Origin of the sequence: Paraburkholderia sp. (assembly GCF_034668105.1) — a bacterium.
Lineage (GTDB): Bacteria > Pseudomonadota > Gammaproteobacteria > Burkholderiales > Burkholderiaceae > Paraburkholderia.
Map to the genome: position 1 here is coordinate 1 of NZ_JAXDPY010000423.1, position 18,522 is coordinate 18,522.

14 protein-coding genes and 1 pseudogene are annotated in these 18,522 nt (G+C 61.7%); 8 read left to right on the top strand and 7 right to left on the bottom strand.

What is annotated here, in order from left to right; all coding sequences use genetic code 11:
* Nucleotides 1-401: pseudogene (locus tag QOC89_RS18955) on the bottom strand (porin); the annotation flags it as partial.
* A gap of 48 nt (nucleotides 402-449) precedes the next feature.
* On the opposite strand from QOC89_RS18955, the gene QOC89_RS18960 reads away from it, so the two are divergent.
* The gene (locus tag QOC89_RS18960) at nucleotides 450-1,385 is read left to right on the top strand and encodes a LysR family transcriptional regulator (protein WP_323046432.1); all 936 of its coding nucleotides are present in this window, start codon (nucleotides 450-452) and stop codon (nucleotides 1,383-1,385) included.
* A 230-nt stretch (nucleotides 1,386-1,615) separates the two neighbouring features.
* Here the strand turns inward: QOC89_RS18960 and QOC89_RS18965 are convergent, their stop codons facing one another.
* From QOC89_RS18965 to QOC89_RS18990, 6 genes are all read right to left on the bottom strand, one after another.
* Nucleotides 1,616-5,980, bottom strand: a complete 4,365-nt coding sequence (locus QOC89_RS18965) for an ATP-binding protein (protein WP_323046444.1) — start codon at nucleotides 5,978-5,980, stop codon at nucleotides 1,616-1,618.
* Nucleotides 5,981-6,123: 143 nt separating this feature from the next.
* Nucleotides 6,124-6,870 (bottom strand): aquaporin Z, encoded by a 747-nt coding sequence (gene aqpZ, locus QOC89_RS18970; protein ID WP_323046433.1) that lies wholly within the window; start codon nucleotides 6,868-6,870, stop codon nucleotides 6,124-6,126.
* 244 nt (nucleotides 6,871-7,114) lie between these two features.
* On the bottom strand, nucleotides 7,115-7,759 hold the full coding sequence (locus QOC89_RS18975) for a response regulator transcription factor (RefSeq protein WP_323046434.1): 645 nt from the start codon (nucleotides 7,757-7,759) through the stop codon (nucleotides 7,115-7,117).
* 111 nt (nucleotides 7,760-7,870) lie between these two features.
* Nucleotides 7,871-8,563 (bottom strand): response regulator transcription factor, encoded by a 693-nt coding sequence (locus QOC89_RS18980; RefSeq protein ID WP_323046435.1) that lies wholly within the window; start codon nucleotides 8,561-8,563, stop codon nucleotides 7,871-7,873.
* Between the two features lie 149 nt (nucleotides 8,564-8,712).
* Nucleotides 8,713-9,366 (bottom strand): response regulator transcription factor, encoded by a 654-nt coding sequence (locus QOC89_RS18985; RefSeq protein WP_323046445.1) that lies wholly within the window; start codon nucleotides 9,364-9,366, stop codon nucleotides 8,713-8,715.
* Nucleotides 9,367-9,727: 361 nt separating this feature from the next.
* Entirely contained in the window at nucleotides 9,728-11,044 is a 1,317-nt protein-coding gene (locus QOC89_RS18990; protein WP_323046436.1) for an MFS transporter, read from the bottom strand.
* 98 nt (nucleotides 11,045-11,142) lie between these two features.
* On the opposite strand from QOC89_RS18990, the gene QOC89_RS18995 reads away from it, so the two are divergent.
* From QOC89_RS18995 to QOC89_RS19025, 7 genes are all read left to right on the top strand, one after another.
* On the top strand, nucleotides 11,143-12,030 hold the full coding sequence (locus QOC89_RS18995; RefSeq protein ID WP_323046437.1) for a LysR family transcriptional regulator: 888 nt from the start codon (nucleotides 11,143-11,145) through the stop codon (nucleotides 12,028-12,030).
* Between the two features lie 520 nt (nucleotides 12,031-12,550).
* Nucleotides 12,551-13,267 (top strand): c-type cytochrome, encoded by a 717-nt coding sequence (locus QOC89_RS19000; protein WP_323046438.1) that lies wholly within the window; start codon nucleotides 12,551-12,553, stop codon nucleotides 13,265-13,267.
* Nucleotides 13,264-14,658 (top strand): c-type cytochrome, encoded by a 1,395-nt coding sequence (locus QOC89_RS19005; RefSeq protein ID WP_323046439.1) that lies wholly within the window; start codon nucleotides 13,264-13,266, stop codon nucleotides 14,656-14,658. The genes QOC89_RS19000 and QOC89_RS19005 overlap by 4 nt, the downstream gene beginning before the upstream one ends.
* 30 nt (nucleotides 14,659-14,688) lie before the next feature.
* Nucleotides 14,689-14,865, top strand: a complete 177-nt coding sequence (locus QOC89_RS19010; protein ID WP_323046440.1) for a hypothetical protein — start codon at nucleotides 14,689-14,691, stop codon at nucleotides 14,863-14,865.
* A gap of 2 nt (nucleotides 14,866-14,867) precedes the next feature.
* The gene (locus QOC89_RS19015) at nucleotides 14,868-15,440 is read left to right on the top strand and encodes a cytochrome C oxidase subunit II (protein WP_323046441.1); all 573 of its coding nucleotides are present in this window, start codon (nucleotides 14,868-14,870) and stop codon (nucleotides 15,438-15,440) included.
* Nucleotides 15,427-17,052 carry a b(o/a)3-type cytochrome-c oxidase subunit 1 gene (locus QOC89_RS19020; RefSeq protein ID WP_323046442.1) on the top strand — a complete coding sequence of 542 codons (1,626 nt, stop codon included), beginning with the start codon at nucleotides 15,427-15,429 and terminating at the stop codon, nucleotides 17,050-17,052. Before QOC89_RS19015 ends, QOC89_RS19020 begins: the two co-directional genes overlap by 14 nt.
* A complete protein-coding gene (locus QOC89_RS19025; RefSeq protein ID WP_323046443.1) occupies nucleotides 17,049-17,861 on the top strand; it encodes a c-type cytochrome in 813 nt (270 codons plus the stop codon). Before QOC89_RS19020 ends, QOC89_RS19025 begins: the two co-directional genes overlap by 4 nt.
* The last annotated feature ends 661 nt before the right edge of the window (nucleotides 17,862-18,522 follow it).

Sequence of the window (18,522 nt, forward strand, 5' to 3'; positions counted from 1 at the left end):
GACTTCGTAGTTGCTGTAACGCACGGAGGCGTCGTTGGCTGCAAAGTTAAACGGCTTTGCGTGTACACCAGACCTACCGTTGCCGGACCGAACGCGTAGCTGCCACCTGCGCCCCACGTGCGCTGCCGCTGACGCTCACCCGCCACGCCGAGGTCCGATGCGCCGTCCTGGATCGCGCCATTCGCCTTGCCGCCGAGACCTTGCGCCTGGAGGTAACCGGCCGCCAGTTTCAGGCCACCGTTCGAATAGCCCATGCCCGCGCTATAAGCGCGATCGTTTGCGAATGCGCCTGCCTGGTTCGAGAAGCCGTACAGGCCGCTGAACGAGAAGCCGTCATAGTTCGCGCTCTGGAACTTCACCGAGTTGTTGATGCGCATCGACGCGTTGGCGTTGTCGTTATCGCCCCACCTTGCGCACTCAGGCGCGTCCCGCTCAAGCCCATCATCAAAATGAATCAGTTGCAGGCCATGCGCGTCTTTCTGAAAGTCGCCGATAACGGTTCTTTCGGGCGGGCAGCGGCGAGTCTGGATCTGTCCAATGCGGTCGTGACACGCTATGTCGCCCTGCTCGAAACACACCTCGATACGCGGCTCGTCAACCGCACCACTCGCAGCCTGTCGCTGACCGAAGCCGGACTCGCCTATGCCGACGGCTGCCGGCAACTGCTCGATCAACTGGAAGCGATGGCGTCCGGCGTCGCTCAACGTGCGAACGATCCGTCCGCCACGCTGAAACTCGTGGCCGTCGCGTCATTCTCATTATTTGGACTCACGCCGCTGCTGCAGCAATATCGTTTACAGTGCCCGCGAGTCAAACTCTCGGTCATCCTTCTGCATCGGCCAGTGGATCTGATCGACGAGGGATTTGACGTGGGCATCGTGGTGCCTGGACAGGTGAGCGGCTGCACGTTGATCAAACGAGCCCTGTTCAGGGTCCGCTCGGTGGCAGTCGCCTCTCCCGCGTACCTCGCTGCTCGGGGTACGCCGTCCGCCCCCGCGCAGCTTGCCGCACATCCATTTCTGGCGCCGTCAGCCAATGTTCACAGCGCGGAGTGGTGTTTCGTCGACGCCAGCGAAACAGAAGTCACCGTCAATATGGAGGCCGCCTACGCGGTCAACAACGCCGTGATGTTGCGCCAGGCGGCGCTCGCCGACATGGGCGTTACCATCCTGCCGGAGAATCACGTTTCAGCGGACCTGCAGAGCGGTGCGCTCGTGCAGGTGCTGCCGGGCTACCGGCTCAAAGGCGCGGACAAGGAAGTCTCGTTGGTGTACCCCGGGCGCCGCCACGTGTCCGCCAAGACACGATCGTTTGTCGAATTCACCGTCGACTACTTCCGAAATGGCACCGGATCGACGCTTTCATCGATATTTTCAAACAGTTAATTGTGCATTTCGTGATAAATCTTTTGCACGCACCCGGTTATGCTTCCGGTTGCGAGAAGTGACTCCTTCATCGAGGGATGTCTCCAAATCCTTAACGCGGCTTCGGCCGCGTTTTTTTTCGTCTAGCTGATCTTCCGCATGGACGCCGCCTGGATAGACATCGAGCGCGCGTCTATGCAATCAGCCTCGCGAGGCGCTACGGTCGCGCCTCGCTACCGTGCAAAGCGGCGTCACGCGAGCAATGCAGCCTGCTCCTCGATACCGTCGAGCATCGCGTTGCACTTGCGTGCCAGCGACAATCCGTCGCTGCGCAACCGCTCCGGCGACTTGAGGGTGATGTCGCGGCGATAGTCTTCCAACGCGTTGAGCAGCGGCGGGTACTGCAACACGCTCGCCGCCCCTGCCACACGATGATGCCACTCACGCAAACGCTCGACCTCGACACGCTCAAGTAGCGGCGACAATGCCTGCACGTCTTCGCGCACCGAAGAGACGAACGAATCGAGCAATGCCTTAACGGTCGATTCGCTGCCCCATAACTGCGTCATCTGACCCAGGTCGACCGGAACGAATGGCTCGGGAACGCCGCGCGCATCCGGCGCGGAAACCAGCGGCGCGCTGACCGTTTCCGCCGGAGCGACTTGCCATGCACTGTCAGTGCCGAACCAACGGCTCAGGTAGTCGCGTAACGTAGCAAGCCGAGTCGGCTTGACGAGGCAATCATCCATCCCCGCGTCACGGCATAGCTTCAGGTCCTCCGGCGCGGTGTTCGCGGTAATTGCCAGGATCGGCAGATGGTACGTGCCACCGTGCTCCTGTTCCCGGATGCGCCGCGCCAGTTCGTAGCCTGAGAGGTTGGGCATGTGGCAGTCTGTGATCAGACACCCGTAGCTGGTTTGTTCGAGCGCGGCCAGTGCCTCGACGCCGTCGTTCGTCACGTCGCAGGCAAAACCGAGCAAGGCCAGTTGATGACGGATCAACTCCTGATTCACCGGATGGTCCTCCGCAACCAGGATCAGCCGTCCGCTGGCAATGGCCCGTTCGCGGTCCGGCGGCACGTTGGCGCCATCAGTCATGCGCGGCATGCCGGCGGAACGCGGCGCCACCGAAGGCAACCCGGTCATCGCCGCGGCACATGCGGCGCCGAGACCGCGCCACGAGATCGGATTGATACTGACGCGCACGGTGTTGTCGAGGATGCGATAGCCGGTCGGCTTCGGCTTTTCCGTCAGGCAGAGAATTCGCGAACCGGAGCCGACGCTAGCGGGCAGCACCACGTCCTCACTCACGAAAATCATATCCACGTCTGCCAGGACAGCAGGATCGCCGAGTTCGGTTGCGTCTGGCGACACGCGGCGCAATTCGAGCCCGAGGGCCTGACCGAAATGCATTAGCGCCTGCGCGACCCGCGCGTCGCCCATCGCGACGATGCCGCGCTTGCCGCGCAAACCGCTCATCGAATAACGCTGGGATGCCACAGGCATCGTGAGACACACCTTCATGCGCGTACCGACCCCAGGTTCGCTATGCAATTCGAGCGAGCCGTTCATCAGGTCGATCAACTTGCGGCAGATCGTCAGGCCCAGACCCGTACCGCCGAAGCGGCGAGTGGTAGACGACTCCGCCTGCACGAACGGCTCGAACAGCCGCGCCTGCGCTTCCGGCGCGATGCCGATGCCGGTGTCCCTGACGGTCATCTCGAGAGTCTGATCGTTGCCGGTCTGCTCGACGACGGCAACCTGCACGTCGACCTCGCCCTCCGGCGTGAATTTGATCGCGTTGCCGAGCAGATTGAACAGAATCTGCCGCAATCGCACGCTGTCACCACGCAGCGTGGCCGCAACATCCGCTGCGATATCCACGCGTACTTTCAGCCCTTTTTCGTGTGCGCGGCCCGCGAGCAAACCGACCGCGTTGTCCACCAGTTCGCGCATGTCGATAGGCTCGGCTTCGATCGTCAGCCGTCCCGCTTCGATCTTCGAGTAATCGAGGAGGTCGTCCAGGATCTGCAGCAATGCACCCGCCGATTCGTGGATCATGCTCAGCATTTCGCCTTGATCCGCGTTGAGCGGCGTGCGTTCCAGCACTTCGACGAGGCCCAGCACGCCGTTCATCGGCGTACGGATTTCGTGACTCATCATCGCGACAAAGTCATCTTTCGCACGCGAGGCGGCTTCGGCTACGTCGCGCGCTCGCGCGAGTTCCTCGGACCGCGCGTGCTCTGCGCTCGCGTCCACCCAATAGCCACTCCACACCACGCTGCCATCCGCCTTGCGGCGCGGCACCAACTCCGCGCGCGCCCACTTCAGTTCACGCTCGACGTCGAAGCGAAACTCCATATTCACCGGTGTTTCGCAACGCGCCGATTGCTCCAGCTCAGCCATCACGAAAGACCGGTCTGCTTCGCACACGCGTCCGAAATCGATTTCTTCGCGAGTCATCGACGAAGCGCCGTCGCCACCCAGCAGATGTCGCGTGTCGCCGCCGATATACGGAAATGAATACGCACCGTCCGCGGTGCGGCGCAATTGAAATACGACGGCCGGCAGTGAGCGCGTGACGTCGAAAAGGCGCCGCTCGGTTTCGCGCGCAAGCATTTCAGCACGCCGGATATTGGTAATGTCGACCATCGTTCCCAGCACACAGCTCGGCTTGCCGTCACTGCCGTGACAGATCCGCGTCCAGAACAAGCCGTGCCGCAGGTCGCCCGTGTCACGTTGAAACTGGAGTTCCGCCTGCGCGGGTTCACCGTCAGTCAGCATCTTGCGTGTGAGTTCGTCCAGAACGCGGCTGTTGGCTTCGCCCCATGTCTGAACGTCCATGGCCGTGCGCCCGATCACGGATTCGCGGCGCAACCCGCACGCTTCTTCATACGCCCGATTGATGGCGATGTAGCGTCCATCCAGATCTTTGGCGACGAGCGGATAAGGGACCATCTCCATCATGGTTTCCTGGAAATTCAGCTGTTCCGCCAGCTCGCCTTCGGTCTGTTTGCGTAGTCTGACCTCGCGCTGCAACAGCACATAGGCCCGCAGCGTGACCAGCAAGACGAGACCGATGCCGATCAGCAACGGCAGAAGGCGCACGGCTGTCACGCTCCAAGTGCCCAGATCTCCCGCACTGCCGGTCACCCACTTTTGCCGGATGCGCTGCTTCTCGGCGGCCGGCATAGCCAGCAACGCACGGTCGATCAAACCGGCGAGCGGCCCCAGATCCGGGCGCACCGCGAAGCTGAGCGAGTCGGATTCGCCGACCGTGCCGAGAATCTTGAGCACACCGGCGTAACGTTGCTTCAGCAGGATATCGATGGCGGCCACGTTGCCAACCAGTACGTCTGCTTCGCCGTTCTCGACCATCTTGAGCGCGTCGTTCAGACTGGGCGCGACAGCGATGTTGGCAGCCGGAATCCTGTCGATCGCAAGCGGAATCGAGCCGGCGGTATGCGACGAGACCACAATGCGGCGCGAGGCGAAATCGTTGAGCGCACGCGCGGCAGGTTCGTTTTCGCGCCCGACGATCACCAGCGGATAGCTTTCGTATGCACGGGTATGCAGCGCGTTCTTCAGACGTGGGTCGTTACTGGACGAGGTGGCCAGAATCGCCAGATCGCCGTGCTGGAAAGCTTCAAGGGTCGCCGGCCAGTCGGCGGTTCGGGCCCGGTTGAATGTGACACCCAGCGCACGACTCAAATAGTCCAGATATTCGGCGGCAATGCCCGCGGGGTGGCCGGAATCGTCGACATAACTGAAAGGCGGCCAGCCGGTATCGAAACCCACCTGCAACGGCGGCAGCGAACGAAGCCAGGCCTGCTCTTCCGGCGTCAGCACGAGGCGTCGCGCAGCCGGCGCAGCGGGTGCGTCGAAGCTGCCGGATAGCCACCGTACGCGGATCGCCGTTTCGTCGGCCGGATTCATCGAGGCGAGCGCCCGATCGAGCTGGTCGCGCAACGCCGCCCTGCTACGCGGCACAGCAAAACGCAAGTCAGCGATCCTGCCGTTTTCCTCGAAGGCGACTCGCAGTCCGCGGAATTCCTCGGTGGCCAGCGCGTATTGAACGGCAGGCGTAAAACCTAGATAGGCGTCGGCATCGCCTCGCGCGACCGCATCGAGCGCCGCGTGCGTACTTGTGAAGGTTTCGAGCTGAGTGTGCGGAAAGCGCTCGCGCAATGAGCGCTCCAGCGCAAACCCTTTCTCCACCGCGAGGCGCGCGCCAACAAGCTGAGCGGCGCTGGCGTAGACATCGCCGTTGCGGCGGACCGCCACCGACGCCGACGCCCGTAGATACGGCGAGCTGAAGCTCAAGCAGCGTTCCCGATCTGTCGTACGCGCGAGGCTCATGACCAGATCGACGTTGCCTGCGCACGCCGCGGCCAGCAATTGCGGCATGTCGGGATACGCCTTCGACTCGATCACGACGTTCGGCCCAACCAGTGCACGCAGGTAGTCGCCGCTCAAGCCGGTTAGCTGACCGTCCTGAAGTCCGTCAAAAGGCATCCAGCCGTTAGCCAGAACGCCAACGGTCAACTTGGCAGGAAAGGCGCCGCTGACCGACGGATGCGAGTGACCGGTGAACGGCTGGGCGAGCGCCGGCTGCATCTGCGTGAGGACAAACACGAACATGGCAAGCAGGCATTGCACGATGCGTCGCGGCACCTGCCTGGTCACAACGCTGAGCACAACACTGAGCACCCCGTTGAGCACGCCACCGCGTGGCAATTTGCTAGAGAGCATCATGGCGCTCACGCGACGTCGCTCTGCCGGTGAGCGAGCGACGCGGCCTGCGAAGCGGACTTGCCGCACAGAAATGAAAACAGCGCACCAGCGACCACGCCGCCCAGCAACGGCGCCGCCCAGAACAGCCAGAGCTGATCGAGCGCCCAGTCGCCGACGAACAATGCCTGCCCCGTGGAGCGAGCGGGATTGATCGAGCCGTTGGTCACCGGAATCGACACCATGTACGCGATCGTCAGACACGCGCCCGCGACCACCGGCGCGATGGGCCGCAACCTCCGCTGGCGGGTCATCATGAGACTCGCCAGGACGAAAGCGAACGACAGCGCAAGTTCGACGACCAGTGCGGAATGAAGTTGATAGTCGGCCGGGGAATGGTCGCCAAAACCGTTTGCCGCGAATTCGCTCGCGCCCAGTTCAAAGCTCGGGCGGCCGCTCGCCACGTAAGCGAGCAGCGCCGCGGCGGCGATGGCCCCGAGGATCTGCGCGGCAATGTAGGGGAGCAGATCGCGAACCGGGAAACGTTGCGCGACCGTGAAACCGATCGTGACGGCGGGATTGAAGTGCGCGCCAGAGATGGTGCCGAACGCGTAGCTCGCCGTGACGAGTGCGAGACCGAACGCGAGTGATACCTCGAGCACGCCGTAGCCCTGCTGCACCGCGCCGGTGTTCAATACAATGCTGCCGCAGCCGATGAACACCACCCACGCCGTCCCGACCCCCTCGACCAATAACCGCTTGCCTAGCGCTACCATCCCGCCTCCGAGTACTTGTGCGAATGGCAGACGGCGCCGCACACGAGCCGCGAGACATCTGCCTGAATTTTCCAGGCTCGGCAATACACGGCATGGCGAAATGACTGCTTTCTTGATGCGGGTGTTGGAAGTCGAGCCTCAGCTAATTCAGAACTATGAAGCGGCAAGGTCTCCCAACCAATCAGAAGACTCCTAAAGTCCTAGGAACCGTCGGTTGTCGAGACCTGGTTCTCTCACACGACGGTCAGGCCAACCCTATCTGTCTCGCATAGTCGATCAGGTCTTTTTCTGTCTCGAGACCGAGTTTGCGCATCGCGCTACGCTTCTGGGTGCTGATGGTCTTGCCGCTGCGTTGCAGACGTGTTGCGATTTCGTGGACAGCCAGACCTTGCACGTAAAGCTGGAAGACCTCCCACTCGCGCGCGCTCAGCACGCCTGCGCGTGGCTGCGGTGGCGCGTCGGAAGTGTCTATCGCCACGCGTGCCTGATCCGAAAGGTAGACACCGCCGGCAACCGCAGCCTCGATCGCTTCGATCAACGCCTTGGCGGTATCGCGTTTGTCGACGATTGCCGCTACACCGAGGTGCAACAATCCAGAAAGCATGTGCGCATGACAGATCATCGTCAGGACAACGACGCAGGGATGCGGCCGAGCCCGGAACAGGCGGCGCAGGAAAGACACGACGTTGCTGGCCCCGTCAATGCCCGGCATGCCGATATCCGACACGACGACGTCGCACGCATGAGTGTCGAGCAATTCGGCAAGCGTTCGGGTATCGGGCGCCTCACCGACTATCTCGATGTGAGGTGCCGCTTGCAGCAGGCGCATCACACCCACACGGACGCAGTCGTGATCGTCGGCCACGATGACGCGGATCTTTTGTGTCATTTTTTTGTTGTCTTATCGACTGGCACTCCCCGCACGCGACGTGCATCCCCAGGGGTGCCAAGTGCATCTTCTATTCGCCACGCCACCGGACCGGCGGGACGTCTTGTCGGCTCAGCGCCGGTTCTGCACGCAATCTTCGGAGATCACGCCATGCTCGACGGCGAAGCGGAACAGTTCCGCGTCGCTGTGCAAGGCTAGCTTGCGCATCGCGGTACATTTCTGTGCACTGATTGTCTTGACACTGCGCCCAAGGCGCGCAGCGATTTCAGTTACGCCCAGTCCGGAAGCGTATTGCGTGAACACCTCCAATTCGCGCCGTGACAACATGTTCCGGACAAAATCGTGCCGCTGCGCGACCGTTGCTTCGGTAATCAGCGACCGCACCGCCGGCCCGAGGTAGCACTCACGTGCGAGCGCCGTGACGATTGCCACGTGAATCAGATCGATACGGTCGCGTTTGCTGATCAGTCCATCGACACCGAGTGCGATGACCTTTTTCAGCGCGGCGGCTTCGGTTTCCATGGTGAGCACGACAAGTGCGATGTTGGGATAGCGCGCCTTGAATCGCCTGATGGATTCCAGTCCGTCGCCGTGGAAGCCTCCTGGCATGTAGAGGTCCATGAGAACGAGATCGCACGGAATACGATCGACTTCTTTGAAAAGCTCTGTGGCATCTGCAGCGCGGCCGACGATCTGTATATTCGGATAGCCTGCCATCAGATTTTCGATCGCCAACAGAACCAATGGATGATCGTCCGCGATGATGGTTCGAACTGGTGTGCTTAAGTCGGCGTTGTCGTTCATCGTTTTTTCTCCCCCGTACCTTGATTACCCGTCGCTCTCTCCGGAGCAACTGGCCCTGTCGCGATCATTAAACACATTTCGGAAAATAGACATAAGATCGCTCCGAAATAGCTCAATGAACGCATGAAAATATTGATTAGCTATACGATTTAACCTTCGCAAACTCCATATGCACGGACATGAGCAAAGAGACCGGGATCGTTGGTCACGCCGAGTTTCGCCATGGCCTCGCGCTTTTGACGGCTGACCGTTCGGCGATGGCATCCGAGCGCCACCGCGATCTCCGAGATCGATTGACCACGGACGGACATTCTGACGACCTCCGCCTGCCTGCGGGACAAACATGAAGCCGGCGGCGAATCGCACGCTTCTTCCTGAGGTTGGGCGAGCGCTTCGATGATGGAACGGCCAACGTATACGTCGCCCTTTCCACTTGCCTCGATCGCTTGCCACAGTTCGTCCATGGTTTCCATTTTGCTGAGCGTAGTGACCACACCATCCGACACGATGGCCCGCAGAATCGCCGTGTTCGTCACAGCTGTCATCACGACGATGCGCAACAATGGCCAGGCACACTGGATTCGCCTGACAAGGTCCAGCCCATCTTCGACCGCACCCGACGCCTCCGGCATTGTCAGGTCGGTGACGAGCACGTCACATGGCGTGCTCTGTAAGAGCTGAATCAATGCAGTAGGTGTCGCCGCTTCGCCGACAATGGTGACACCGGCATGCATTTCCAGGGCGGCGCGAACGCCAAGCAGAACGAAGGGATGATCGTCCGCCAGAATGACTCGAAGATTCACTATGATTTCTCTCGGTTGTTGTAGGCGTTTTCGGCGAACGTGCAGGAAGAATGCCACTTGCACGACGCCTGCTTGACGGCCTCCCTGGCCAGGAATGACGTGCCAGGGGCGGCCATAAAACCACCGCTACAACTATGCGGAAATCGGAGGGTTCCTAAACCGGCGGAGAATTTGATAGTCCATCGCGGCACTATCAGATGAGAATGCAGAATTATGCGAATCGAATGCGCAAGGGTACTTATTTCGCGGCTAATTCGCGCGTGAATGCAAGTCAGCGACGGGAGCGCGTACCGCCGCTCCCGTCGCACGGAAAACAACGAATGAGGCCGGTAGCGTCAGACCACCGGCTATGGTTGCCCCGTCATGTGGCGTCGTACGCGCGTGCCGCTGTGAGCTTTCCAGCGCGAGCCGCACGCGGCAATACCGGTAGTGCGATCAATGCGCACACACTGGCTACCGCCCACACCGTCGGCCACGAACCCACCGACAACAACGGCGGAATCGCGAGCGGCGTCAGGAACAGCGTGAGAAAGACGCAGGTGTTGCCCATCGCGAGTGCGGTACCCGCGCGACTCGTTCCTGCAAGCGTCGCGAGTTCCGTGAAGGCAACGCCGTGCCACGCGGACCCGCTGACGCCGCCCAGCACGATCATCAGCGCGAACACCGCCGTCAGCGCCGCGTGGTGCATCCCGGTAAGGCCCGTCACCACGGCAAGCAATGCGAACAGCACCGCCGTCAGCACGCTGCAGGCACGCATGTACGCGCGTCGATTGCCGCGCCGGTCGGTCCACGCTCCGCTCCAGACCCGCGCAATCGCAGCGCCCGTTTGCACCGCCGCCATCGTCACACTGATCGCCAGGACGCCGGCAGCGCCAAAGTCGTGAAGAAACACAGTTCCGAACGTCACGACCGCAATCTGCGGCACGCACAATGCGCCGGCGCCGAGTGCCACTCGCCAGATGCCGATATCGCGTAGCGGCGAAACCTTCGCCGGCATGGCGGCCGCAGTCGCCGCATGGCGAGCCGCACCCGCGCCGCTCCCTTCGGCATGCGAAGGTTCGTGCAGCCAGCACCAGGCGAACCCCGCGGTAATCCCGCACGCAAGGGCCAGCACGGTGTAAGCACTGCCAAACCCGAATCTCGAGGCGAGCACGGGCAAGATCAGCGCCCCGAGGCCACCACCGGCCGGCACCGCGGTCTGCCGGATGCTCATCGCGAGGCCGCGCTCACCTTCGCGAAACCAGGCCATCACCGCGCGGCCACTCGAACCATTGACGCTGCCGCCGAGCAGACCCACCAGCAACAGGCCGAGCGCGAGCGTGGCCATGTGCGGCACGTGCGCACCGGACGGCACCACGAACAAGGCCAGCCCGGCTAGCGCGGCGGCAGTCGAAAGCAGTCCGAGCACGAGCACACGGCGGTCGCCCCACCGGTCGGTCAGGAGTCCCCATGGCAACTCGCTGACCGCAATGCCCAAACCGAGCATGCCGAGGACCAACCCCAGTCCATCGTTGCCAAGGTGATAGCCCGAACGCAAAAACACGGCTGTCGTCGGAATCCCCGAGAAAGCAGCCGAAAAACTCGCGTTCGCCGCGAAGCCGACGCCCAGCACCTTCCACCGATGATTGGCCGTACGCCCACCCGGCACCCGGCCGGCGTCCATCGACTCGTTTTTCATGACGGTCTCTGCAGTGAATGAATTGGAGGTATCCTACGGCTGGACCAACCATCGGAAAAGCCGGAAATTCAGATGACTTCCATCGGGTATGCCGAATCATGAGCCAACGTGGATTTGACCTGACGCAATTGCGCACCTTTGTCGCCGTCGCCGAGTCGGGCAGCGTTTCGGCGGGCGCGGAACGGGTGTTTCTATCGCAGTCGTCGGTGAGCGAGCAGTTGAAGAAACTCGAGGAGCGCGCCGGCCATCCGCTCTTCGTCCGCAGCAAGCTAGGCGTGTCGGCCACGCCGGCCGGCAGCCGCCTGCTCGATCACGCGCGGCGCATCATCGCCATGAGCGAAGCGGCATTCGAAGACCTGCAAGGCCGTTCGCTCGACGGTGAACTCCGCATCGCCATCACGGATTACTACCGGCCGCACGACATCGCGCGCATTCTTAAGACGTTTTCGGAACAGCACCCGCGCCTGAAGCTGCACGTGACCGTGCAGCCAAGTGCCGTGATCGACAGCAGCGCCGGCGACGATGCGTCGTACGACATCGGCCTCTCGCTGCGGCTCGTGACCGGAAGCCCGCGCGCCCCGGGCCGCCGCGCCGCTACGCAGAGCACGGTGGTGCGGCGCGAGAGACTGCTGTGGGTCTGCGCAGCCGATGCCAGTTCGCGGCCGGCCACGCCCTATCAGCTGGTTTTACTGCCTTCGAGTTGCCAGTTGCAGCGCTTCGTCGTGAAGCTTCTGGACGAGCATAAGGTGCCGTATCTGGTGTCGCATTCGGCCTCCGGCGTGGCCGGGCTACAGCTCGCATTGAAGGCCGGGCTGGGGATTTCCTGTCTGAACGAATCGTCGATCGGCGGGGGCGTGGTGGCCTGTCCCCCGAGCGTCGGCTTGCCCGCTCTGCCTGCTGTCGAGTTTCATCTATTGCCGGGACGGGTCGGCGAAAGCGAACGCGTCAGTAACGCACGCACTGCGTTGATGCGTCTTTTCGGTTAGCGTGCGGCGCGGCGCTGTACGCACAGCGAGCCACGAATCGCGAGAGAAACGGAGAGCGGCGCAGCGATCGCATTCGCCGATCCGTCGCGCACTTAAACGACATTCAGAATAAATATTGAATGCGCTCTAATCGACGCCTATGCTGATCGAGTAAGGCGCCGGCTGGTCCACCAATTTTGATTGACGCACGGGATAAATTCCTGCAACCTGATACTCATTAGGTAGACGTATCAACGATCATTAATGCAGCCCGAAACACGCAGCCCAAACATGCAGCCCGAAACGCGCCACCCACCGCGCATTCAGGCAGGTCATTGTTTTATATAGCAATCGCGTCGCCGTATCGATTCAACACTGCGCCTCCTTAATAAGTCCGTTTCGATTTGCTGTTCATGCGGTCGTTATAAACGAAAAAGTAACTGGCGTATCGTGCCTCGCTCATCGAATTCATAAGCGAATTCATGCGCGCATGCGTGATAAATAAATAGCGAAAAGAACCGTTCCCCCGACGAGGCCTGGCGTGCATCGTAGAACTATCGGATTTTCGATCCTGTTGGTGTTTTACGTCGTGTGGCGTGGCGCGGCGTTCGCCGCCACTGGCGCATCAGGCGCCATGCCCTCGGCAATGGACGAACGCGTGCGCGCCTGCACCTCATGTCATGGCGTGCAAGGCCAGGGCCTGAATAACGATTACTTTCCTCGTATCGCCGGCAAACCCGCCGACTATCTGTTCAATCAGTTGACCGCGTTCCGTGACGGCGGCCGCACCTATCCGCCGATGGGTTATCTGCTCGCGTTTCTGCCCGACGACTATCTGCGCAAGATCAGCCAGTACTTCGCCGACCTGCAGCCGCCCTACCCCAATGCCGATCACAGCGACGTCGCGCCGGCGGTGCTTGCAGCAGGACAACGGCTCGTCACGCAAGGCGACCCGGCACGCAAGATCCCCGCGTGTATCGCCTGTCACGGAGCGCGCATGACCGGTACGCAACCCGGCATTCCTGGCCTGCTCGGTCTGCATGCGAGCTACATCGCCGGGCAGATGGGCACATGGCGTTCGGGCACACGTCACGCGCTTGCGCCGGACTGCATGCATTCGATCGCCGTCAAGCTGACCGATAAGGACATCACCGCGGTATCGAGCTGGCTCGCGCGTCAGCCGCGCCCCGCCGATCCGCGGCCCGCGCCGGCATCCGCTGAGCGGCTGCCTCTCGCATGCGGGAGCCAACCGCAATGAAGCCGACCCTTCGCTCGATCCGTTCAGTCTCTTATGCGATCACAAAGCGCCGTCTCATCGCGGCATCTCTCATCTCCGGCTTGCTGGTTGTTGGCTTGATCGTCGCCGGCAGCGTCATGCCTGGCGGCGCACCGAGCGCGTTGCTGATCACGGAAGCACGCGCCGCCGAAGCCGTGCCTGCCGCCACGACAACGGCACGGACAACGACCGCCACGGGCGACAAAGCCGACACCCGCCCCGACATCGTCAAACGCGGCGAGTATCTGGCGCGCGCCGGCGACTGCGTCGCCTGTCATACCGCGCCGCGCGGCAAGCTGTTCGCCGGCGGCCTCGCGATGGAGACGCCGTTCGGCACGCTGTATTCGCCGAACATCACGCCGGATGCGCAATACGGCATCGGCACGTGGAGCGAGGACGCATTCTTCAAGATGATGCGCACCGGCCGCACGCCGGACGGCACGCTGATCTACCCGGCCATGCCGATCGCGCAGTACACCAAGGTCACGCGTGAAGACTCGGACGCGATCTTCGCGTATCTGAAGTCGGTGACACCGGTACGCGAGCCGAACCATAAACACACGCTGCGCTTTCCGTTCAACCAGCGCAAGCTGCTGTACGGTTGGCGCACGTTGTATTTCCGCGAAGGCGAGTTCCAGCCCGATCCGACCAAATCGGTCGAATGGAATCGCGGTGCGTATCTCGTCGATGGACTCGGGCATTGCACGATGTGCCACACCAAGATCAACGCGCTCGGCGGCTCGTCGCAAAGCGAGCAGTTCGCCGGTGGTCTGATTCCGGTGCAGAACTGGTACGCGCCGTCGCTCACGTCCGACAAGGACGGCGGTCTCGGCGACTGGAGCATCAAGGACATCGTCGACCTGTTGCAGGCGGGCATTTCCGATCGCGGCGCCGTGTACGGGCCGATGGCCGAAGTCACCTATCACAGTCTTCAATACATGACTGAAGCCGACATCAAGGCGATGGCCGTCTATCTGAAGACATTGCCGGACAATCGCGGCCGCAAGTCGGGACCGTCGGCGCCGACCAACACCAACGTGTTCGCGCTCGGCGAAAAGATCTACGCCGACAAGTGCGCGCTATGCCACGGCGCCAAGGGCGAAGGCCAGTTACAGCACTACCCGCCGCTGGCCGGCAATCAGTCGATCGAAATGGATTCCGCGGTGAACCCGATTCGTATCGTGCTCAATGGCGGCTTCCCGCCCGGCACCATGCGCAATCCCGAGCCGTACGGCATGCCGCCGTTCGGCCAGGAACTGAACGATACCGACGCCGCCGCCGTCGTCACGTACATCCGCACGGCGTGGGGCAACCACGGCCAACCGGTGACGACCCGCGAGGTCAACGAGTTGCGCAAGGCACCGCTGCATTGAACCTGAACCGCTGCACTGGAGAATCTCTAGATGGAAGCGAACGATACCCGCAGCGCGGCCCCACCCACGGATGAAGCAGTGGAACGCGTCGTCGCGGCCGGCCCGCATGGCGCGATCGCCGTGGCCGGCGTCGCCACGCTGATCGTCATGGCGATCTGGTTCGGCTTTTACTTTCTTGTCTTCCTGCCGCGCGGCGTCATCCACTGACTATGTCGACTGATTCCAATCACCAATCGGGCAGCGGCCACGAAGTCGCGTTACGCGCCGAGCGCCGCTGGGCGATTTTCGCCGTGGCGCTGATCGTGCTGATGCTCGCCGTCATCGTGTACTCGGGACTGCATTGGGCGATGATGCCGCCGTCGCGGGTCGAGACGATCGATCCTTCGCGCCTGCAACTGTCCGGCGAATTCGTCGAAGACAATCTCGGCAGCGCCGTCGAGCCGGACGGCTCGGTGGTCGTGCGCTTCATTGCGCAGCAGTATTCGTTCACGCCGCAGTGTCTGCTGGTGCCGGCCGACACGCCGATCACGATCCGCACCACCAGCGCCGATGTCGTGCACGGCCTGCTCGTGACCGACACCAACATCAACACGATGGTCGTACCGGGTTACGTCGCGACGTTGAACACGCGCTTCGACAAACCCGCCGATCACACCATGCCGTGTCACGAGTTCTGCGGCTTCGGTCACCAGACCATGTGGGCCCACGTCAAGGTCATCGACAAAGCCACCTTCTTCGAGCAAGCCCGACAATCACGGAGACTCAGCTGTGTTTCACGCTAAGCGACTCGTTCTCGCGCATTTCTGGCTCGCCTTCATCGCGTTTCTGATCGCACTGCTGCTCGGTGCCTGGCAGATGCTGGTGCGTAGTCCACTGGTGCCGTGGGTCGGCGACCCCGAGCTCTACTATCGATCCGTGACCGCACATGGCTCGGTGATGGCTTATGTGTTGCCCACGCTGGTTTCGATGGGCTTCGGCTACGCGATCGTCGAACTGGCGCTTGCGCAGCGGCTCGTCGGTCTGAAATGGGCGTGGGCCGCGTTCATCATGCTCGCGGTGGGCGCGGTGATGGCGATGGTCCCGGTGGCGCTCGGCAAGGCCTCGGTGCTCTACACGTTCTATCCACCGATGATCGGCAGCCCGTTCTATTACCTCGGTGTGGTGCTGGTGGTGGTTGGCTCGTGGATCTGGGTCGCGCTGATGCATGTGAATCTGCGTGTGTGGAAACGCGCCAATCCCGGCAAGCCCGTACCGCTTGCGATGTTCGCCAACGTGGCGGGCGCGTACCTGTGGGCCTGGACCGCGGTCGGCGCGGCACTCGAAATCCTGTTCCAGATCTTGCCGGTTGCTTTCGGCCTGACCAATACGATCGACGCCGGTCTCTCGCGCATTCTGTTCTCGTGGACGCTGCATGCGATCGTCTACTTCTGGCTGATTCCCGCTTATATCGCGTACTACACGCTGGTGCCGCGTGCGATCGGCGGACGGCTCTACAGCGATTCGATGGCACGCGTGTCGTTCGTTCTGTTCCTTGTGTTCGCGATGCCGATCGGTATTCATCATCTGTTCGCTGATCCGCAGGTCGGCTCGGGCTTCAAGTTCCTGCATGCGGTGTTTACCGGCATGGTGTCGGTGCCGACGCTGCTGACGGTGTTCACGATCTGCGCGTCGGTGGAAATCGCCGGCCGGCTGCGTGGCGGCAAAGGCGCGTTCGGCTGGTTGACCGCATTGCCGTGGCAGAACCCGATGATGCTGGTGATCGCGTTTTCGTTCGTGATGCTCGGCCTTGGCGGTGCGGGCGGCCTGATCAACATGAGCTACCAGTTGAACTCGACGATTCACAATACGCAGTGGGTGACCGGGCACTTCCATCTGATTTTCGGCGGGGCGATCGTCATCATGTACTTCGCGATCGCGTATGAACTGTGGCCGCAACTGACCGGCCGTGCGATTGCGTCGGTGAAGCTGGTGCGCACGCAACTGTGGCTGTGGTTCATCGGCATGATGGTGGTGACGCTGCCGTGGCACTACGTCGGCCTGCTGGGTGCGCCGCGCCGTATGGCGTATTACGACTACAACACGCCGGGGATGGAAGCGCAGGCGTTCTGGGTCGGGATGTCGGCGGTGGGCGGATTGATTCTGGTGGTGTCCGGCGTGCTGTTCATTTACATCCTCGCGAAATCGCAATTTGGGCCTGAGGTCCAGCAACAGAGTTTCCGCTTTGCGAGCGCGGTGCAGCCGGTGGAGCACGTGCCTGCCGCGCTCAATAGTTTCGGCTTGTGGGTGGCGTTGATGATCGGGCTGACGGTCGTCAACTACAGTGTGCCGATCGTTCAGTTGCTCAGATTGCCGCAGACGTCGGTGCCGGCAGTTGTCGTCGGAGCGCAGCGATGAGTCAGGAACGCGTCTTCAGCTTGCGCAACCCGTGGTTCACGGTGAGCTTGGGCGGCACGATTGCGATTGCCGTCGTGGGGATATTGATTGGGTTCATCTGGTTGCCATCGGCGAATAGTGGATTCAGCGAGCGTGGTTTATGGGCGACGATTTGCAGCGCTGCGGGCGCGCCGTCTAGTTGGTATGGCGGCGGTTCCAATATCGCTGGGCCGGCGCCGAGCGAGGTGGTGGTGTTACCGCCTTTGCGGCGTGCACGAGCCGACGCGAATTCGATCGGCCGCGGTGCGACGATCGCGACGCAGAATTGTTCGATGTGTCATGGCGTGTTGGGGACGGTGCAGGTGACGGCGCCTGCGTTGGCCGGGCAATATGCTGACGTGGTCTATAAAGAGCTGCGCGATTATCAGAACGGCGTGCGGCAGAACGCAATCATGCAGCCGATCATTGCGGCTCGCAGTGATCAGGATTTGCATGATCTGGCGGCTTATTATGCTTCGCTGCCGAGGGCGCCGGCGGCGGAGGTTTTGCCTACTGGCGCGCGGCCGGATGCGAATGCTGTGAAGCTTGCGATGCAGGGTGATCCGCAGCGGAATATTGCGCCCTGTGCGGCATGTCATGGACAGTTGGATCGTAAGGGCGCCGCGCCCTGGCTTGGTGGACAGTCTTCTATTTATCTCGCTGCGCAGATGCGGGCGTTTGCTTCCGGTGCCCGGCATAACGATATCAATGAGCAGATGCGGAATGTGGCGAGGCAGATGACGCCGGCGGAGATTGATAGTGTGGCTAAGTATTATGCGGCTATGCAGTGAGGAGGTAAGCGTGCGTTGGCCCTCGCGGCGCTCGATGCGGCTTGCGAGGCCAGCTTTGCAGAAGGATTCGCCTTCGTTGGGGTCGAGCGACCCGATTCGCTGCATTTTTATCCGACAGACCCGGCCTACGTATTCCACTGCGCGGTCATCGCGGCGCGTATGGTGTATCTGGACGTTGCATGCACGACGCACGCGCAGCTGTTGTCTAAAATAAGATCGCGTTCTCACGACACTTGGATTGCGAATGGCGTTCCACGGCTCGCCCATCAGCGGGCCAATTTTTTGACCACGTGCCAGGAAGTTTGCGCTTCATCCCTCTCCAAATCCAGCTCACATAGGTTAATAACGCCGTCCTCTGACAGGACGGCCTGATATCGGCAGCATCGCGTACCTCAATGCAATCAGATAGTTCGGAAATTTCCTAAGCAATTATTTCGCTTTCCTCTTTAAAGTTCTTGCGTCTTTGCTGGCGAAACGGACAACAGGAGGAGCGAAATGAAAGACCGGACAACACGGGGACGAGCGGCTGGCATGCTGTCTCGCTTCCTGATCGCCTTCACGCTGATGCTGGTCGCGTTCAGCGCGAACGCAGATAGTGGCGACGACATCTGCTTTCCGCTGTACGCGAAGGCCGGCGCCATTCCCGGCAATAAGGACTGCG